Source organism: Cerasibacillus sp., from assembly GCF_036516575.1.
Taxonomy (GTDB): Bacteria; Bacillota; Bacilli; order Bacillales; family Amphibacillaceae; genus Cerasibacillus.
Map to the genome: position 1 here is coordinate 76,332 of NZ_DATBTY010000060.1, position 17,400 is coordinate 93,731.

Annotated in this window: 15 protein-coding genes; 14 read left to right on the top strand and 1 reads right to left on the bottom strand. The window is 35.9% G+C overall.

Going from position 1 to position 17,400, the window contains the following annotated elements:
- The first annotated feature begins 155 nt into the window (after positions 1-155).
- The 11 genes from miaB (at position 156) to VIG73_RS10290 (ending at position 12,907) form a co-directional block, all read left to right on the top strand.
- Positions 156-1,730, top strand: a complete 1,575-nt coding sequence (gene miaB / locus VIG73_RS10240) for a tRNA (N6-isopentenyl adenosine(37)-C2)-methylthiotransferase MiaB (protein ID WP_331641604.1) — start codon at positions 156-158, stop codon at positions 1,728-1,730.
- Positions 1,731-2,171 carry a RicAFT regulatory complex protein RicA family protein gene (locus VIG73_RS10245; RefSeq protein ID WP_331641606.1) on the top strand — a complete coding sequence of 147 codons (441 nt, stop codon included), beginning with the start codon at positions 1,731-1,733 and terminating at the stop codon, positions 2,169-2,171. It begins immediately after the preceding gene.
- A gap of 140 nt (positions 2,172-2,311) precedes the next feature.
- Positions 2,312-2,875 (top strand): outer spore coat protein CotE, encoded by a 564-nt coding sequence (gene cotE / locus VIG73_RS10250; protein ID WP_331641608.1) that lies wholly within the window; start codon positions 2,312-2,314, stop codon positions 2,873-2,875.
- Between the two features lie 136 nt (positions 2,876-3,011).
- Positions 3,012-5,570 carry a DNA mismatch repair protein MutS gene (gene mutS, locus VIG73_RS10255; protein ID WP_331641610.1) on the top strand — a complete coding sequence of 853 codons (2,559 nt, stop codon included), beginning with the start codon at positions 3,012-3,014 and terminating at the stop codon, positions 5,568-5,570.
- 167 nt (positions 5,571-5,737) lie between these two features.
- On the top strand, positions 5,738-7,573 hold the full coding sequence (gene mutL, locus VIG73_RS10260) for a DNA mismatch repair endonuclease MutL (protein WP_331641612.1): 1,836 nt from the start codon (positions 5,738-5,740) through the stop codon (positions 7,571-7,573).
- A 59-nt stretch (positions 7,574-7,632) separates the two neighbouring features.
- On the top strand, positions 7,633-8,082 hold the full coding sequence (locus tag VIG73_RS10265) for a DNA starvation/stationary phase protection protein (RefSeq protein ID WP_331641614.1): 450 nt from the start codon (positions 7,633-7,635) through the stop codon (positions 8,080-8,082).
- A 27-nt stretch (positions 8,083-8,109) separates the two neighbouring features.
- Entirely contained in the window at positions 8,110-9,045 is a 936-nt protein-coding gene (gene miaA, locus VIG73_RS10270; RefSeq protein ID WP_331641616.1) for a tRNA (adenosine(37)-N6)-dimethylallyltransferase MiaA, read from the top strand.
- 41 nt (positions 9,046-9,086) lie between these two features.
- A complete protein-coding gene (gene hfq, locus VIG73_RS10275) occupies positions 9,087-9,305 on the top strand; it encodes an RNA chaperone Hfq (protein WP_331641618.1) in 219 nt (72 codons plus the stop codon).
- Positions 9,306-9,412: 107 nt separating this feature from the next.
- Positions 9,413-10,348, top strand: a complete 936-nt coding sequence (gene spoVK, locus VIG73_RS10280; protein WP_331641621.1) for a stage V sporulation protein K — start codon at positions 9,413-9,415, stop codon at positions 10,346-10,348.
- A 70-nt stretch (positions 10,349-10,418) separates the two neighbouring features.
- Positions 10,419-11,663: a GTPase HflX gene (gene hflX / locus VIG73_RS10285; protein ID WP_331641623.1), complete on the top strand. Its 1,245-nt coding sequence runs from the start codon at positions 10,419-10,421 to the stop codon at positions 11,661-11,663.
- A complete protein-coding gene (locus VIG73_RS10290; protein WP_331641625.1) occupies positions 11,660-12,907 on the top strand; it encodes a methionine gamma-lyase family protein in 1,248 nt (415 codons plus the stop codon). The genes hflX and VIG73_RS10290 overlap by 4 nt, the downstream gene beginning before the upstream one ends.
- A gap of 44 nt (positions 12,908-12,951) precedes the next feature.
- Here VIG73_RS10290 and lexA read toward each other — a convergent pair whose 3' ends face one another.
- Entirely contained in the window at positions 12,952-13,575 is a 624-nt protein-coding gene (lexA, locus tag VIG73_RS10295) for a transcriptional repressor LexA (RefSeq protein WP_331641627.1), read from the bottom strand.
- 440 nt (positions 13,576-14,015) lie between these two features.
- On the opposite strand from lexA, the gene VIG73_RS10300 reads away from it, so the two are divergent.
- The 3 genes from VIG73_RS10300 to tkt all read left to right on the top strand — a co-directional run bounded on the left by VIG73_RS10300 (position 14,016) and on the right by tkt (position 17,294).
- The gene (locus VIG73_RS10300; protein ID WP_331641629.1) at positions 14,016-14,654 is read left to right on the top strand and encodes a YneB family resolvase-like protein; all 639 of its coding nucleotides are present in this window, start codon (positions 14,016-14,018) and stop codon (positions 14,652-14,654) included.
- A 273-nt stretch (positions 14,655-14,927) separates the two neighbouring features.
- Positions 14,928-15,161, top strand: coding sequence for a DUF896 domain-containing protein (locus VIG73_RS10305; RefSeq protein WP_331641631.1), 234 nt, complete (start codon positions 14,928-14,930; stop codon positions 15,159-15,161).
- Positions 15,162-15,290: 129 nt separating this feature from the next.
- Positions 15,291-17,294: a transketolase gene (gene tkt, locus VIG73_RS10310; protein ID WP_331641633.1), complete on the top strand. Its 2,004-nt coding sequence runs from the start codon at positions 15,291-15,293 to the stop codon at positions 17,292-17,294.
- Positions 17,295-17,400 lie beyond the last annotated feature (106 nt).

Consider the following 17,400-nt stretch of genomic DNA (forward strand, 5'->3'; position numbering starts at 1 on the left):
AGATAAATAGAATGAATGTAAAGACAATGCCATGGCATTGTCTTTTTATTTTACCTATATGAACATCTGTTGTTTATTTATTGATTACCATTTATACTAATGTAATGGAAACCAATTATTTATATGAACTTGTTTATATAGAAAGGAGCATGAGAATGAACGAACAACAGCGCAAAGAACAGGCACAAATTAAACAAGTTGACGTGGCAACGGACCAAAAATCCGATAAAGAGAAGCCACTTCATGAAAAAACAACTGCAGACTTTGCAAAATACTTCGAAACAACATATAAACCACCGAATATTAATAAAGCACGAAAAAGGGGCCGTGAAAAAGTCGAAGTTCATTATGATTTTGACATTCCTGAGGATATGCGACATATCGGTAGTGGAAAAAAATTCTTAATTCGCACTTATGGTTGTCAAATGAATGAACATGATACAGAGGTTATGGCAGGTATTTTAACAGAAATGGGATATGAGGCTACTTCTGTGACAGAAGAAGCTGATTTAATATTACTAAATACATGTGCCATAAGGGAAAATGCTGAGAACAAAGTATTTGGTGAAATTGGCCATTTAAAACCTTTAAAAACAGAAAAACCCGATTTGATCCTTGGTGTATGTGGATGTATGTCCCAACAAGAGACAGTTGTTAATCGTATTATGAAAAAGCATCAGCATATTGATTTAATCTTTGGTACACATAATATCCATCGTTTACCTCACTTGTTAAAAGAAGCCATGTTTGGCAAAGCCCAAGTTGTGGAAGTGTGGTCAAAAGAAGGAGATATTATTGAAAACCTTCCTAAAGTGCGTCATGGTAAGATAAAAGCATGGGTTAATATTATGTATGGTTGTGATAAATTCTGTACGTACTGTATTGTTCCGATGACACGTGGAAAAGAACGGAGTCGTCGACCAGAAGATATTATCCAAGAGGTGCGGCAACTAGCAGCTGAAGGATACCAAGAAATAACGTTACTTGGTCAGAATGTTAATGCGTATGGGAAAGACTTCGATGATATTGACTATCGTTTTGGCGATTTAATGGATGACGTTAGGAAAATAGATATTCCACGGGTTCGATTTACGACATCACATCCTCGCGACTTTGATGATCATTTGATTGAAGTGCTAGCTAAGGGTGGTAATTTACTTGATCATATCCACCTGCCCGTTCAATCAGGGAGCAGTGAAGTGCTTAGAAAAATGAATCGAAAATATACACGTGAAGACTTTTTGGAACTCGTTCGCAAAATTAAAGCGGCGATTCCAAATGTAACACTTACCACAGATATCATTGTCGGGTTCCCTAATGAAACAGAAGAGCAGTTTCAAGAAACACTATCATTAGTTGAAGAAGTGGGCTTTGAATCAGCTTATACGTTTATTTATTCACCACGAGAAGGAACACCAGCTGCACGGAAAAAAGACGATGTAACAGAAGAAGAAAAGAAAGATCGCCTATATCGCCTAAACCATCTCGTTAATCAACAATCCCGAGAGGCTATGAAAAAGTATCAAGGGCAAATTGTCAATGTTCTTGTAGAAGGTGAGAGTAAGAAAGATCCGGATATTTTGGCAGGTTATACAGAAAAAAGTAAACTAGTAAACTTTAAAGGCCCTAAAGAAGTCATTGGACAAATTGTTCCAGTTAAAATAACTGAAGCTAAGACATGGTCATTAGACGGTGTTATGGTCGAAGAAAAATCATTAGAGGTGAATTAAATGTCACAATATACCCGTAAACAAGTACTTGATGAAGCGAAAAAGTTAGCGTCCATGATTGCTAACACAGAAGAAATTGAACGTTTTAAAGCAGTAGAAGCAAAAATTAATGAGAATGAAAAAGTTCAATCACTTATGACTAAAATAAAAGCTTTACAAAAGCAAGCCGTTAATTTACAAGCTTATGGTAAAGAAGAAGCATTAAAAAGAGTTGAAGAACAGTTAGAACGTCTAGAAAATGAATTAGATGCTATGCCAATTGTAGAAGAGTTTAAAGAGATTCAAGTAATTGTCAATGATATCTTGCAACTCATTTCTGGAACGATTGCCCGTTCTGTAACAAAAGAAGTGATTGAATCAACTGGTGGCGATGTTTTAGCAGGTGAAACCGGTTCAAAGGTTAAGAATAAAGACACATCATCATGTGGATGTGGTCATTAATGAAAAAGACTAGTGATATGATATCGCTAGTCTTTTTTTGTTAAAGAAAATTTATATTTTGAACTATCATTAAAAGCTATGCACCTTAGGTATTCGCCTTGCATAAAATGACAATGAAAAAAGAGGAGGTAAACAAAATTATGAGCTTTTTAAATAAGGAGTATCGGGAAATCATCACAAAAGCTGTATGTGGCAAGGGCAAGAAATTCACCAATGAAACACATACTGTTAAACCACCACATAAACCATCGAGTATTTTAGGATGCTGGATTATAAATCATCGTTACCACTCAAAGAAAAAAAAGAAAAATTCCGTAGAGGTCAGTGGTCATTATGACATTAACATATGGTATTCCTATCAAAATAACACAAAAACTGAAGTAGTAACCGACCGTGTAAATTATCGTGATATCATACCTTTATCCATTAAAGATGATCACTCGATTAGCGATGATTTTGATGTAGTTTGTCGAGCAACACAGCAGCCAAACTGTTTAGAATGTGAAATAACTGAAAAGGGTGATGAAATTAAAGTTGATACAGAACGTGAATTCATCGTCCAAGTGATTGGTGAAACAAAAATTTATGTCAAAGTTGATCCAGAAGGCTATAAGTTTGTAGATGAAGAGGATCAATGGGATTTTGAAGTGATTGATGAAGAGTTAGAGGACGTTAATCCAGATTTTTTAAAGAAAAATGAATAATGACATAACTAAAACTTACGGGGAAAAAATCCTGTAAGTTTGTTTTTTTGTTCTTAATAAATCTATGCACATTCTATCTCTCTTTCATTTTATGATATAATGACATAATAAAGATGACTGCTTTGGAGGATCAAATATGACAAATCATACACCGATGATAAAACAATACTTACAAATAAAAGCAGAGCATAAAGATGCTTTTTTATTTTTCCGCCTTGGTGATTTTTATGAGCTATTTTTTGATGACGCTATAAAAGCAGCCCAAGAGTTAGAAATTACTTTAACAAAACGTGATTCAGGTCAAAAAGAGGCCATACCAATGTGTGGTGTACCTTATCACTCAGCAGAAAATTACATAAAAATATTGATTGATAAAGGATATAAAGTGGCAATATGTGAACAAGTAGAAGACCCAAAAAAGGCAAAAGGAATTGTAAAACGTGAAGTCATCCAGATTGTTACACCAGGAACTGTGATGGAAAGTAGTATGCTAGATGAACGTGATAATAATTATATTGCTAGTCTATCCCATTTTAATGATGGTTCATTTGTTATTGCCTATAATGATTTATCTACTGGGGAAAACCTTCTTGCTTTAATAACAAATGGTTGGGATCAAGTTATTCATGAACTGTATAATCAACCGATTAAAGAAGTCGTCATTGCCTCTACTTTACCAGAAACATATCAAAAGCAACTCGCCAACCGTTTACAAGTCACGCTATCTTATGAAGATCAAGTTGATTTTAGTGCAGAATACCGCTATTTAAGTGAAAATTTAAATGACGAACGGTTAATGCAAGGGTTTAGTCGTTTATTAAATTATATTCAACATACACAGAAACGCTCACTAGAGCATTTGCAACAGGCGAAAATGATTGAACTTAACCATTTTTTATCACTTGATATGTATTCGAAGCGTAATCTTGAATTAACCGAAACGATTATGCGAAAAGGAAAACGTGGTAGTTTATTATGGATACTTGATCAAACCGTTACAGCAATGGGATCTAGATTACTAAAAAAATGGATTGAACGTCCGTTACTCGATAAACAACAAATTGAAACACGTTTAAATATTGTCGAGGGTTTTTTGGAAGGATTTATAGAACGCGATCAACTAAGGGAAGATTTACGTTCTGTTTATGATTTAGAGCGGTTAGCAGGTCGTATCGCATATGGGAATGTTAATGGACGCGACTTAATTCAAATGAAGCAATCATTAAAACAAATTCCAAAATTGAAAGAAACACTTTCTCAGTTTAAAGAGGAAGAAATTCTTCGGCTTAAGGAGCAACTTATTTATCCCAATCATTTAGTTGATTTATTGGAAATGAGTATTAAAGATGATCCACCCGTTTCAATTAAAGAAGGTTCATTGATAAAAGACGGATATAATGAAAAGCTTGATCGTTATCGTGATGCATCGCGTAATGGAAAGAAATGGATTGCTGAATTAGAAAAGGAAGAAAAGGAAATAACGAAAATCCGTTCCTTAAAAATAGGCTATAATCGTGTCTTCGGCTATTATATTGAAGTGACAAAGCCTAATCTACATCTATTACCTGAAGGCAGATATGAGAGAAAACAAACGTTAACAAATGCTGAACGATTCATTACACCTGAGTTAAAAGAGAAAGAACAACTCATATTAGAAGCTGAAGAAAAAAGTATTGATTTAGAATACGATTTATTTATCGAAATCCGTGAAAGAATTAAAGAACATATTCCAGAACTACAAGCTTTAGCAGAAACAATAAGCCAAATGGATGTTTTACAATCGTTTGCAACGGTTAGTGAAACGAATAACTATGTGCGACCGGAATTTGACGAAAATCAATTAATTATAAAGAATGGGCGACATCCAGTTGTCGAAGAAGTGATGCAGGATGGTTCATATGTGCCGAATGATATCATGTTAGATAAAGAGACTGATATATTACTCATCACAGGACCGAATATGTCAGGTAAAAGTACGTATATGCGGCAATTGGCTTTAATCATCATTATGGGACAATTAGGTTGCTTTGTACCAGCAGACAGGGCAAAACTAAAAGTATTCGATCAAATCTTTACTCGAATTGGTGCTGCAGATGATCTCGTTTCAGGGCAAAGCACATTTATGGTAGAGATGTTAGAAGCAAATCATGCATTAAAACATGCGACGGACAAGAGTTTAATTTTATTGGATGAAATAGGGCGTGGAACAAGTACGTATGATGGTATGGCTTTAGCACAAGCGATAATTGAACATATTCATGATCATGTTCATGCAAAAACATTGTTCTCAACACATTATCATGAATTAACCACATTAGAAAAATCATTGAACAAACTTAAAAATATCCATGTTCGTGCTGAAGAATATGATGGCAAGGTTGTTTTTTTACACCAAGTCAAAGAAGGGGCTGCTGATAAAAGCTATGGTATCCATGTTGCTAAACTCGCCGAATTACCAGATCCATTAATAGAACGTGCGACACGTTTATTAACAGAGTTAGAAGCACAACCTGTAAAGGAAGATAATGAGAACGGGCAGTTATCATTTTTCAATGAAACAACAGTTGAAGAAAAGCCGAAGCTAGATAAAAAGGAATTGAAGGTCATTAACGAATTAAAAGGTTTAGAACTACTCGATATGACACCGATTGATGCATTAAATGTGCTCTATCGTTTACAAAAAAATCTTAAGTAATAGCTTCGCATTTATCTAGGAACATCTCGGAACGTCCTAGACATTTGACATATTATTTAAGGTCTTTACTCATTCATGAATTTGCCAAAACTAAGTTACTTGAAACGGAAAGTGTCCAGCCTGCATTGAAAAGTAACACATTAACATCTGTAATAGGAGGTGTACCGATGACAATTATTCAAATGCCAGAATCGTTAGCTAATATGATTGCTGCAGGTGAAGTTGTTGAACGACCTGCATCAGTTGTGAAAGAATTAGTAGAAAATAGTATTGATGCTCATAGTACATGGATTAAAGTCGACTTAAAAGAAGCAGGTATCCAAGAGATAAAAGTAACAGATAATGGTGATGGTATCTCTCAAGCAGATTGTGAAACAGCCTTCCTTCGTCATGCAACGAGTAAAATAAAAGACGAAAATGATTTATTTCGTGTGAACACCCTCGGATTTCGCGGGGAAGCCTTAGCAAGTATTGCGTCTGTCAGTCGCTTATCGCTTAAGACATCGACTGGTGAACAAGCAAGTACATTTCTTGGTCTCGAAGGTGGCACAATTAAAGAAAGAAAAATTAGTGATGCTAGAAAAGGCACAGAAATAACTGTAAAGGACTTATTTTTTAATACGCCTGCCCGGTTAAAATATCTAAAAACACTCCATACAGAATTAGGGCATATAACAGATGTGATGAATCGACTTGCGTTTTCACATCCAGATATTCGATTTGATGTCACACATAATGGAAAGCGATTATTTCAAACATCAGGTTCTGGGGACTTATTACAAGTGATACGAGATGTGTACGGAATGAATGTAGCTAAGAATATGTTGCCCATTAAGCAAGAAACGCTTGATTATAATATACATGGCTATATTGGTAAACCAGAAGTAACACGTTCAAATAGAAACTTTATAACAGTCATCGTAAATGGACGATATATTAGGAATCATTTATTGACAAAAGCGATTATTCGGGCGTATGATACATTACTTATGATTGGACGCTTTCCTATTACTGTGATTAACATTGAGATGGATCCATATCTCGTTGACTTTAATGTCCATCCTGCAAAATTAGAGGCAAGATTTAGTAAAGAGAAAGATTTAATGACTGCTATTGAAAAAGCCATTAAAGAGCAATTCCGTACAACGACATTAATACCAACAATCCAATCAAAACCAGTCGTTAAAAATGAATCAGTCCAATATAAAATGGAATTCCCGGTTGAAAGAAGAAAAAGCATCCCCGTTATCCATGAGCCTGATCTCCCTACTGTTGGACTGAATGACATAGAACGGGAAGAACGAGCGCAGGAAGAAAAAGTAAATCAACTCATAAACGATATCTCGATGAAACCAAAAGTCGAATCACCCGTATATACAAATGAACAAGAAAATAAAACAGAAAGTGAAAAAGAAAATCCGCGGGTGCCAACGATGTATCCAATTGGACAATTACATGGAACGTATATTTTGGCGCAAAATGATACAGGGCTTTATATGATTGATCAGCATGCAGCTCAGGAACGAATCAAATATGAATTTTACAAAGATAAATTAAGCGATCCTGACCATGTTGTTCAAGAACTCTTATTGCCATTAACATTTGAGTTTTCGAAGCAGGAGACCCTATTCATTAACAAATTTAAAGATAAATTAGCAGATGTAGGTCTGTTTTTTGAACCGTTTGGTGATCAAACCTTTGTTATTCGTTCCTATCCGAATTGGTTTCCAGAAGGTTACGAGGAACAGGTTATCCGTGAAATGGTGGAGCAAATAATTGAAGAAGGACAAGTTGATATAACTGCCCTGCGTCAAGACATGGCTGCGCTTATGTCTTGTAAACGTTCAATCAAAGCAAATCATTACTTAAATCGAGATGATATGTTTCAACTATTAGAAGATTTGAGGCGTACAACAGATCCATTTACATGTCCACATGGTCGTCCGATTATCGTCCACTATACAACGTATGAAATTGAGAAAATGTTTAAACGTATTCAATAAGGTATAATTAAGAATGAATCGGTTCAAACTATGGTCATATAGTAGGAGGCGATTCATTCATGGATAATCAAAAATTAGTTAACTATCTCAATCAATTACTTTCTAATCAATTTGTCATGTATGTTAAATTACATCGTTACCATTGGTACATACAAGGAAGTCACTTTTTCCAATTACATGATTTATTTGAAGAAATGTATGATGAGTTTGCTAAACAGCTCGATGAAACAGCCGAACGTTTATTAATGATTCGCGGAAAACCATTGGCAACGATGGCGTCATATCTAAAAGTAGCATCGCTCGTTGAAGCGTCAGCTGATAATACGGAAGAAGAGATGATGACGCAATTACTATCAGACTTGAATCAATTGATAAGTGAAATTCGTGATCTCGGTTTACCATTAGCAAATGATGGTCAGGACGAAGTGACCATTGATACGTTAATCGGTTTCCAACGTTATTATGAAAAAATGCAATGGATGTTACAAGCTTATTTACATCAATTATGAGGATTTATCAAAATTAGGGGAATAAAGATGAAACCAAAAGTCGTCGTTATTGTCGGCCCTACAGCTGTAGGTAAAACAAAACTAAGTATAGAAATAGCTAAGAAATTTAACGGAGAAATCATCAGTGGTGATTCGATGCAAGTTTATCGCGGGATGGATATTGGAACAGCCAAAATATCAAGAGAAGAAATGGCGGGCATCCCACATTATATGCTAGATATAAAAGACCCTGATGAAGCATTTTCGGTCGCAGATTTTAAAGAACATGTTCAATCATATATCGCTCACATCGATTCCAAGTCAAAGTTACCCATCTTGGTCGGTGGGAGTGGCTTATATATCCAAGCCATACTTTATGATTATCAATTTACGAATCATAAAAGAGATGAAGCCTATACAACAAAATTAGAAGAGCGAATTAAGTTAGAGGGTATTGCCCCAGTCTATGAACAATTGAAACGAATCGATCCAGAACAAGCTAAGAAAATTCATCCGAATAACCATCGCCGCGTCATTCGAGCGCTAGAAATCTATAGACAAACAGGTAAAACGATGAGTGAATTATTACGAGATGAAGAGAGTCAGAAATCACCTTATGACCCAATCATAATTGGCTTGGAAATGGATCGTCCACTTTTGTATGAACGTATCAATCAGCGTGTCGATAGGATGTTAGAGGAAGGTTTACTAGAAGAAGTTCATACACTTTATAAAAAAGGTTATGAAAATACACAAGCGATGCGAGCAATCGGTTATAAAGAATTCATTCCGTATTTTAAAGAAGAGTATTATTATACACGTGCAATAGAGCTTTTAAAACGAAACTCAAGGCGCTATGCTAAAAGGCAGTTTACGTGGTTTAAGAATAAAATGAAAGTTGATTGGTACGGCATTAGGCCAGAAACAATCAATAAACAATTTCAAATCATTTTGCAAGATTTAGCAGGATTATTAAAAGATTAGTAGAATTAAATATATAGAGAGAAAAGAGGAGGAAAAATAATATGGCACAGACTGGGAATATCCAAGATCACTACTTAAATACGTTAAGAAAGGAACATGTATTAGTAACTGTGTTTTTAACAAATGGCTTTCAATTAAGAGGCGTCATCAAAGCCTTTGATAATTTCACTATTCTACTAGAAACCGAGGGTAAACAACAACTTATTTTCAAACATGCAATATCAACATTTGCTCCAATTAAAAATATTTCCATCGAATAATGTTTAAGTGAACACAATCCGTGTTCACTTTTTATTTTTTACAATAATTGGGCGATTGTCACCATTTTACCTATCCAACGTATAATGTGGTAACTAGGGGTGATGATGTGACTGCAAGATTAACAAATAATAAAATTGGTCAAATCAATATAGTATTAGAACCTAATAACAATAGAGGATTAACAACAAATAATCATCGCTATAATGGGAAGAATCCATTTTCTAAAATTGAAACGGCCTTCAATTCTATTATCGGAATGAATCATTTAAAGAAAAAGGTACAAGAAATATATGCAACAATTGTTATTAATCAACGACGTCATGAATCAGGTCTTCAATCGCAAAAGCAAGTTCTGCATATGTTATTTAAAGGTAATCCGGGAACAGGTAAAACAACTGTAGCTCGAAAACTGGCTACATTATTTAAAGAGATGAATCTGTTATCAAAAGGTCACTTAATTGAAGCGGAAAGAGCGGATTTGGTCGGTGAATATATCGGGCAAACCGCTCAAAAAACAAGAAAGCTAATCCAACAAGCATTAGGCGGAATACTGTTCATTGATGAAGCTTATGCATTAGCACGTGGTGGAGAAAAGGATTTTGGTAAAGAAGCGATTGACACATTAGTAAAACAAATGGAAGATTATCAGCATGATTTCGTACTCATTCTAGCAGGATATCCAAATGAAATGGATAACTTTTTATCACTTAATCCAGGGCTGAAATCACGATTTCCTTTTATCCTTGACTTTCCGAACTATACAGCCAAGGAACTGTTAGAAATCGCCAAACAAATGATTGAAGAAAGAGAATATAAACTAACAAAAGAAGCTGAATGGAAACTTCATATCTATTTATCAGATGTATTAAAAAATGAAAGATCAAACTTTTCAAATGGTCGATTTGTACGTAATCTCATAGAAGATGCAATTCGAAATCAGGCACTTAGGTTGATTTATAAGGTGAGTTGTACACTTGATGATCTCGTCACGATTAAATCCGAGGACATTATTTTTCCAACAAAGAGTTACTCATCTTTGTAGTTCTACGCTATATTTGCTATGATATCTTCACATAAGACGTTGATTATAGGCTATAGAAAGAGGTAACTATATGGCGAAAGAAAAAGTAATTATTATAGCAGTCAAACAACAAGAACATGAAACAGAGCAATTTAATTCATCTCTTGAAGAGTTAGTTTCCCTTACTGATACGGCTGGCGGTGTCGTAAAGCAAATAATGACACAAAACAGAACACATATTCATCCAGCCTATTATATTGGCACGGGGAAAATTCAAGAAATCAAGAGGGAAATCGAAGCACATGAGATAGATCTTGTCATTTCGAATGATGAACTATCCCCCGGACAACTACGGAACTTAGAAGGGCATTTTAATATCCGTGTAATCGATCGCAGTCAGTTGATTCTTGATATTTTTGCTAGTCGTGCGAAAACGAAAGAAGGTAAATTACAAGTAGAGTTAGCGCAGCTCGAGTATAATTTACCACGTTTGCGCGGAAGAGGGATTGAACTCTCTCGACTTGGTGGTGGAATTGGAACAAGAGGCCCTGGTGAAACAAAATTAGAAACGGATCAACGTTATATTCGCCAACGGATTCATGATATTAAGAAGCGTTTAAAACTTGCCGATAAACAACGTGATCTCTATCGTCATCGAAGAAAGAGAAATGATGTTTTTCAAATAGCAATTGTAGGTTACACGAATGCGGGCAAGTCAACACTGTTTAATCAATTAACTAATAGTGCTTCTTTAGAAGAAGATAAACTGTTTGCGACTTTAGATCCTCTTACTCGCCAGATCACATTACCATCAGGGTTACACGCACTAGTCACAGACACGGTCGGTTTTATTCAAGATTTGCCAACAACCTTAATTGCTGCATTTCAGTCCACATTAGAGGAAGTGACAGAAGCTGATTTTATTTTACATGTTATCGATGGATCACATCCGAATATGGAACAACATCAAGACACAGTTAATCATCATATAAAACAATTAGGTGCTGAACATATTCCAATGTTAACCGTTTATAATAAAAAAGATAAATTCAAAGAAGATCTAATTCCTATGGCACAGCCTGCGATTATTATTAGTGCTTATGAATCGGATGATTTTGAACGCCTATTATTAAAAATAGAAACTGTCTTGAAACAAATCTGGGAACCTTTTACAATAAGATTAGAACCCGACCGAGGCTCAATATTGTTTCAGCTTTTAAATGAAACGATTATAGAGGAAAAATATTTTAATGAACAAAACAATCAATATGTTATTTCTGGCTATATGCGTGAAAATTCCCCACTAAATAGACTTAAAGGAGATATTGAAGAATGATAGAAGACGTTGTTAAACAAGCAGAAAAAGATATCCAAGAAAAACATAACGAAATCAACGAAATCGTTGAACATAATCAAAGACGTGTATTAGAGGCATTCCGCAATAATCGGGTGAGTGATAATCATTTTCAATCGACGAGTGGTTATGGATACAATGATATGGGACGTGAAGTGCTTGATCAAGTTTATGCTGATGTATTCGGTGCGGAAAGCGCTATTGTACGGCCGCATTTCGTGTCCGGGACCCATGCGATATCAACGGCACTTTTTGGTGTGTTACGTCCAGGAGATGAATTATTATATATTACTGGGAAGCCGTATGATACTTTAGAAGGTGTCATAGGGAAATCAACAGAACATTTTTCAGGTTCATTAAAGGAGTTTGGTATTCATTACAATGAAGTACCCTTAAAAGCCGATGGTACGATTGATTTTTCTGGGATTAAGAATGCGATTCATGATGGCACACGTGTCATCGGTATCCAACGCTCTAAAGGTTATGATAATCGCCCTTCATTTTTAGTAAAAGAAATTGAGGAAATGACTGCATTTGTTAAGGATATTAATCCCGAACTAATCGTCTTTGTTGATAATTGTTATGGTGAATTTGCGGAAACACTTGAACCAACCCATTTTGGCGTAGACTTAATGGCCGGATCATTAATTAAAAACCCAGGTGGGGGAATTGTTCGCTCTGGTGGCTATATTGTGGGGAAAGAAAAGTGGGTCGCACAATGTGCTAATCAATTGACAGCCCCAGGTTTAGGTGGGGATATGGGAGCGACATTTAATATGTTACAAGAAATGTTCCAAGGATTCTTTCTAGCCCCACATGTTGTTGGAGAAGCATTAAAAGGAGCTGTTTTCACATCACGGTTTTTAGAACTTATGGGCTTTGAAACAACCCCAAACTATCAAGCGAAACGAACCGATTTAATTCAATCGGTCACATTTGATACGAGTGAACAAATGATTACTTTCTGTCAAATGATTCAAAAGAACTCACCAGTTGATGCATATGTGTTACCTGTACCGAGTGAAATGCCTGGCTATGATGATGAAGTTATCATGGCTGCTGGAACATTTATTCAAGGATCCAGTATTGAATTATCTGCTGATGGACCAGTCCGTCCGCCTTACACCGCCTATGTTCAAGGTGGACTCACTTATCACCATGTTAAAATTGCTATTATCGATGCTGTTAAACATATGCTCGAAAAAGGATATGTTAATGTCATATAAAACAAAATAAAAAACCGCCCTGTGATTAATTAGGGCGGTTTTTCTTATTGAATGTGTCGATATAACCCGATTACTTTTCCCAAAATGGATACATTATTAAAAATAAGTGGGTCCATGGAGGAATTCTCAGGTTGTAGACGAATATGGTCTTTTTCTTTATAAAAACGTTTTACTGTTGCTTCATTCTCTTCAGTCATGGCAACGACAATTTCACCGTTTTCAGCTGTGTTCTGCTGTTTGACAATGACATGATCTCCATCTAAAATACCTGCCTCAATCATACTATCGCCATCAATGATTAAAATAAATAACTGATCATCAGGACTTGCTGCAGAATTTGGGACCGGTACAAACTCTTCGACATTTTCGATTGCTGTAATAGGTAATCCAGCCGTTACCTTACCGATAACCGGTGCATAACGTGCATCATCTTTTGGCACATGGTCATCCTCTGTTCGGTCAAGTATTTCAATCGCACGTGGCTTCGTTGGATCTCGGCGAATATAGCCTTTTTTCTCTAACCGTGAAAGATGCCCATGGACCGTCGAACTTGAAGCAAGACCCACAGCCTTTGCAATTTCACGTACAGAAGGTGGGTAACCCTTTGTTTGCACTTCGCTTTTAATAAAACTTAGAATAGCGGCCTGTCTCTTTGACATCTTAGTCATTATGTATCCACCTCACTCATATAGATTTATTAATAGTCTATCATTTTATATTTGCAAAAGCAAACATTCGTTCTAAAATCTATTGACAGGAACAATTGTTCTGTTATAATGTTTATAAGAACATAGGTTCTGTAGCGGAAGGGGTGAGAAATATGTTTGAAAAGTTGTTTCGAACAGATTTAATTTATGTTATTATGTTCATTATTTCTTTAATCTTTTTGTATTTCTCTCTAATCATGGCTTAAAAATCCGTTTGGATAGATTCAAATGAATAGATGCACTGCATTGCTGTGATATAATACATGCATGTAGCTTTAATTTACAAAATACATGCTTCAGCTAAAGAAGGAAGTAAAGTATCTTACTATCATGGATTTATGATGATTTATTCGTTCATGATTCAAATAGGGAATAAGTCTTTTTCGTCAAGGGGATTTTCAATGAAAGCCATTATTTATTGTCGTGTAAGTACAAACAAACAAACACAAGAAACATCATTAGAAAGACAAGAACAGGAATTAACCGAACTAGCTAACCAATTTGATTTTAATGTCATTAATATCATTACAGAAAAAGCAAGTGGATATGATATTGAACGAGAAGGTATTTTACATATATTACAATTGTTTTCTGAGAAAAAGGCAGATTGCCTTCTCATTCAAGATGAAACACGTTTAGGTCGTGGCAATACAAAAATCGCCTTGCTTCACCAATTAAATAAATTGAATGTAACCATATATACAGTCATCCATAATGGGAAATTAGAAGTATCTGAGGCTGATTCCATGGTGCTAAAAATCGTTAGTATTGTCGAGGAATATCAAAGACAGATTCACAATGCAAAAATCAAGCGCGGAATGAAGCGGGCCATATCCAAGGGATTCCACCCTGAAAAAAACCTTTCTAATCGGAACAAAGCTCCTGGTCGCGATCGTAAAGTATTTCCAATCGAAGAAGTTATCAGGTTGCGTGAGAAAGAGTTAACATTTGAAGAAATAGCTCATACTTTAAAAGGCTTAGGTTATAATGTATCTAAGGCAACTGTACATCGACGATATCAAGAATATCATAAGACTTGAATGGATAAACAGATATGCGTATGATAAAAAAGCAAGAGTCTCCATACTCTTGTTTTTTTATCATTGTAATAGATGGATTTCATCATTTTAAGACTCTATACAGGATAAGACCTATAAGGTAAAAGAAGACTTTAAACATCATACCACTGTGGGGTCATCGGTTACATCCCTTTAGAATGAGTCTTTAGTTAGTGCATTAAAATTATGTATGTTTTAAAAGAAGTTATTATGGAATTAATAATGACGTAAACAAACAAACGAGGTGGAAAGTATATGTTAGATAAAAGTAAAATAGACCGCATTAATGAGCTAGCAAGAAAGAAAAAGATAGAGGGATTAACAGAGGCAGAAAAAAAAGAACAACAAGAATTAAGACAAGAATATCTCCAAAATATTCGTCAATCGTTTAAAAACCAACTAAAGTCGATGACGGTCATTGATCCAGAAGGAAAAGACGTTACGCCTCAAAAAGTACGTGACCTACAAGAACGTAGTCGTAAACATTAAAAGATTCATTAAATTGTTGGAATCTTCCACACTACATTAAGAGAAACTTATTATTACTTGTCGTACGTGGGAATTCATTATAATATGAAGGAAGCGAGGCTTATATCGTAATTGAAAGGGGCTTATCAAATGGACATCGAAAAACTTTCTGTTAATGCAATACGTACGCTTTCAATTGATGCAATCGAAAAAGCGAATTCTGGTCACCCAGGCTTACCTATGGGTGCGGCTCCAATGGCTTATGTACTCTGGACTGATTTTATGAATCATAATCCTAATCATGCTTCATGGTTTAACCGTGACCGTTTTGTACTATCAGCAGGACACGGTTCAGCATTATTGTATTCCCTACTCCATCTATCCGGCTATCAGGTTTCAATAGATGACTTAAAGCATTTCCGTCAATGGCAATCGAATACACCGGGACATCCTGAAGTACTAGATACAGACGGTGTTGAAGCAACGACAGGTCCATTAGGCCAAGGGATTGCCATGTCCGTCGGTATGGCTATGGCAGAAGCACATTTATCTGGAAAGTATAATAAAGAAGATTTCCCAATTATTGATCATTATACATACGCCCTTGTCAGTGATGGTGATTTAATGGAGGGCATTTCTCATGAAGCAGCCTCCCTTGCTGGACATTTGAAGTTGCATAAACTAATTGCTCTATATGACTCTAACGACATTTCATTAGACGGCGAATTGAACCAAGCATTCTCTGAAAACACAGCAAAGCGTTTTGAGGCGTATGGATGGCAAGTTTTACGGGTTGAAGATGGAAATGATCTTGAAGCTATTCGTCAAGCTATTCGACTAGCAAAACAGAACAAAGAACAACCAACATTAATCGAAGTTAAAACAGTTATTGGTTATGGTTCACCAAATAAAGCGGGTTCTTCTCAATCACATGGATCTCCGCTTGGGACAGAAGAAGTTAATTTAACAAAATCCTATTACGGTTGGGAACATGAGCCATTTGAGGTTCCACAAGCTGTTTATAATGATTTTAAGCAAAAAACTATCGATAAAGGTGAAAAACTCGAAGAAAACTGGAATCATTTATTTAATGAATATAAAAATAAATATCCTGAAGAGGCAAATGAATTAGGACAAGCTATAGCAGGAAAACTACCAGAGCATTGGGATGCTGAATTACCTACGTTTGAAACGAACAAAGATTCTTTAGCTACACGCGCTGCTTCTGGTAAAATGATTAATGCAATAAGTAAAACTGTACCTAACTTTTTCGGTGGGAGTGCAGACTTAGCCAGTTCTAATAAAACAATGATGGCTGAAGAAGGCGATTTTTCACATGAAAATTATGCAGGAAGAAACATTTGGTTCGGGGTGCGCGAACATGCGATGGGTGCAGCATTAAACGGAATGGCTTTACACGGTGGTCTAAAAGTTTACGGTGGAACATTCTTTGTTTTTAGTGATTATTTACGTCCAGCAATCCGGATGTCAGCATTAATGCACACACCAGTAACGTATGTATTCACACATGATTCCATTGCTGTTGGTGAGGATGGGCCAACTCACGAACCAATTGAACAGCTTGCTTCATTACGTGCCATGCCTAATTTATCTGTCATTCGCCCAGCAGACGGTAACGAAACACAAGCTGCTTGGCGTTTAGCGCTTGAATCAGAAAGTAAACCGACAGTATTAGTACTTACACGTCAAGATTTACCGACTCTACCTTCGACAAAAGAAAGAGCATATGAAGGGGTAAGTCGAGGAGCCTATGTTATTCGTCATGCCGATAAAGATAAGCCAGATGCGTTGCTACTCGCAACTGGTTCTGAAGTTCAACTTGCTCTAAAAGCACATGAGACCCTTAAAGAAAAAGGAATTGATGTATCTGTCGTAAGTATGCCTTCGTGGGATCGCTTTGAGGAACAAGATGAAGCATATCGAAACAAAGTGCTTCCGAAAGATGTGACTAAACGGGTCGCGATTGAAATGGCGTCTTCTTTAGGTTGGGAACGATATACGGGTACTGATGGTGTAATAATGGGAATTGATAGATTTGGTGCCTCAGCTAAAGGAGAAAAGCTAATAGAAGAATTTGGTTTTACAGAAGAGCGAGTCGTTGAGACAGTTGAGCAATTAATGAAGGCTAAATAGGTATTCGCACTAAAGAAACAATACAAATGATAATTCGACAAAACTAGTTGAATTTGTTTGACAGTAATTGACAGTTTATTCCTCCTCTATTTTATATAATCTAATA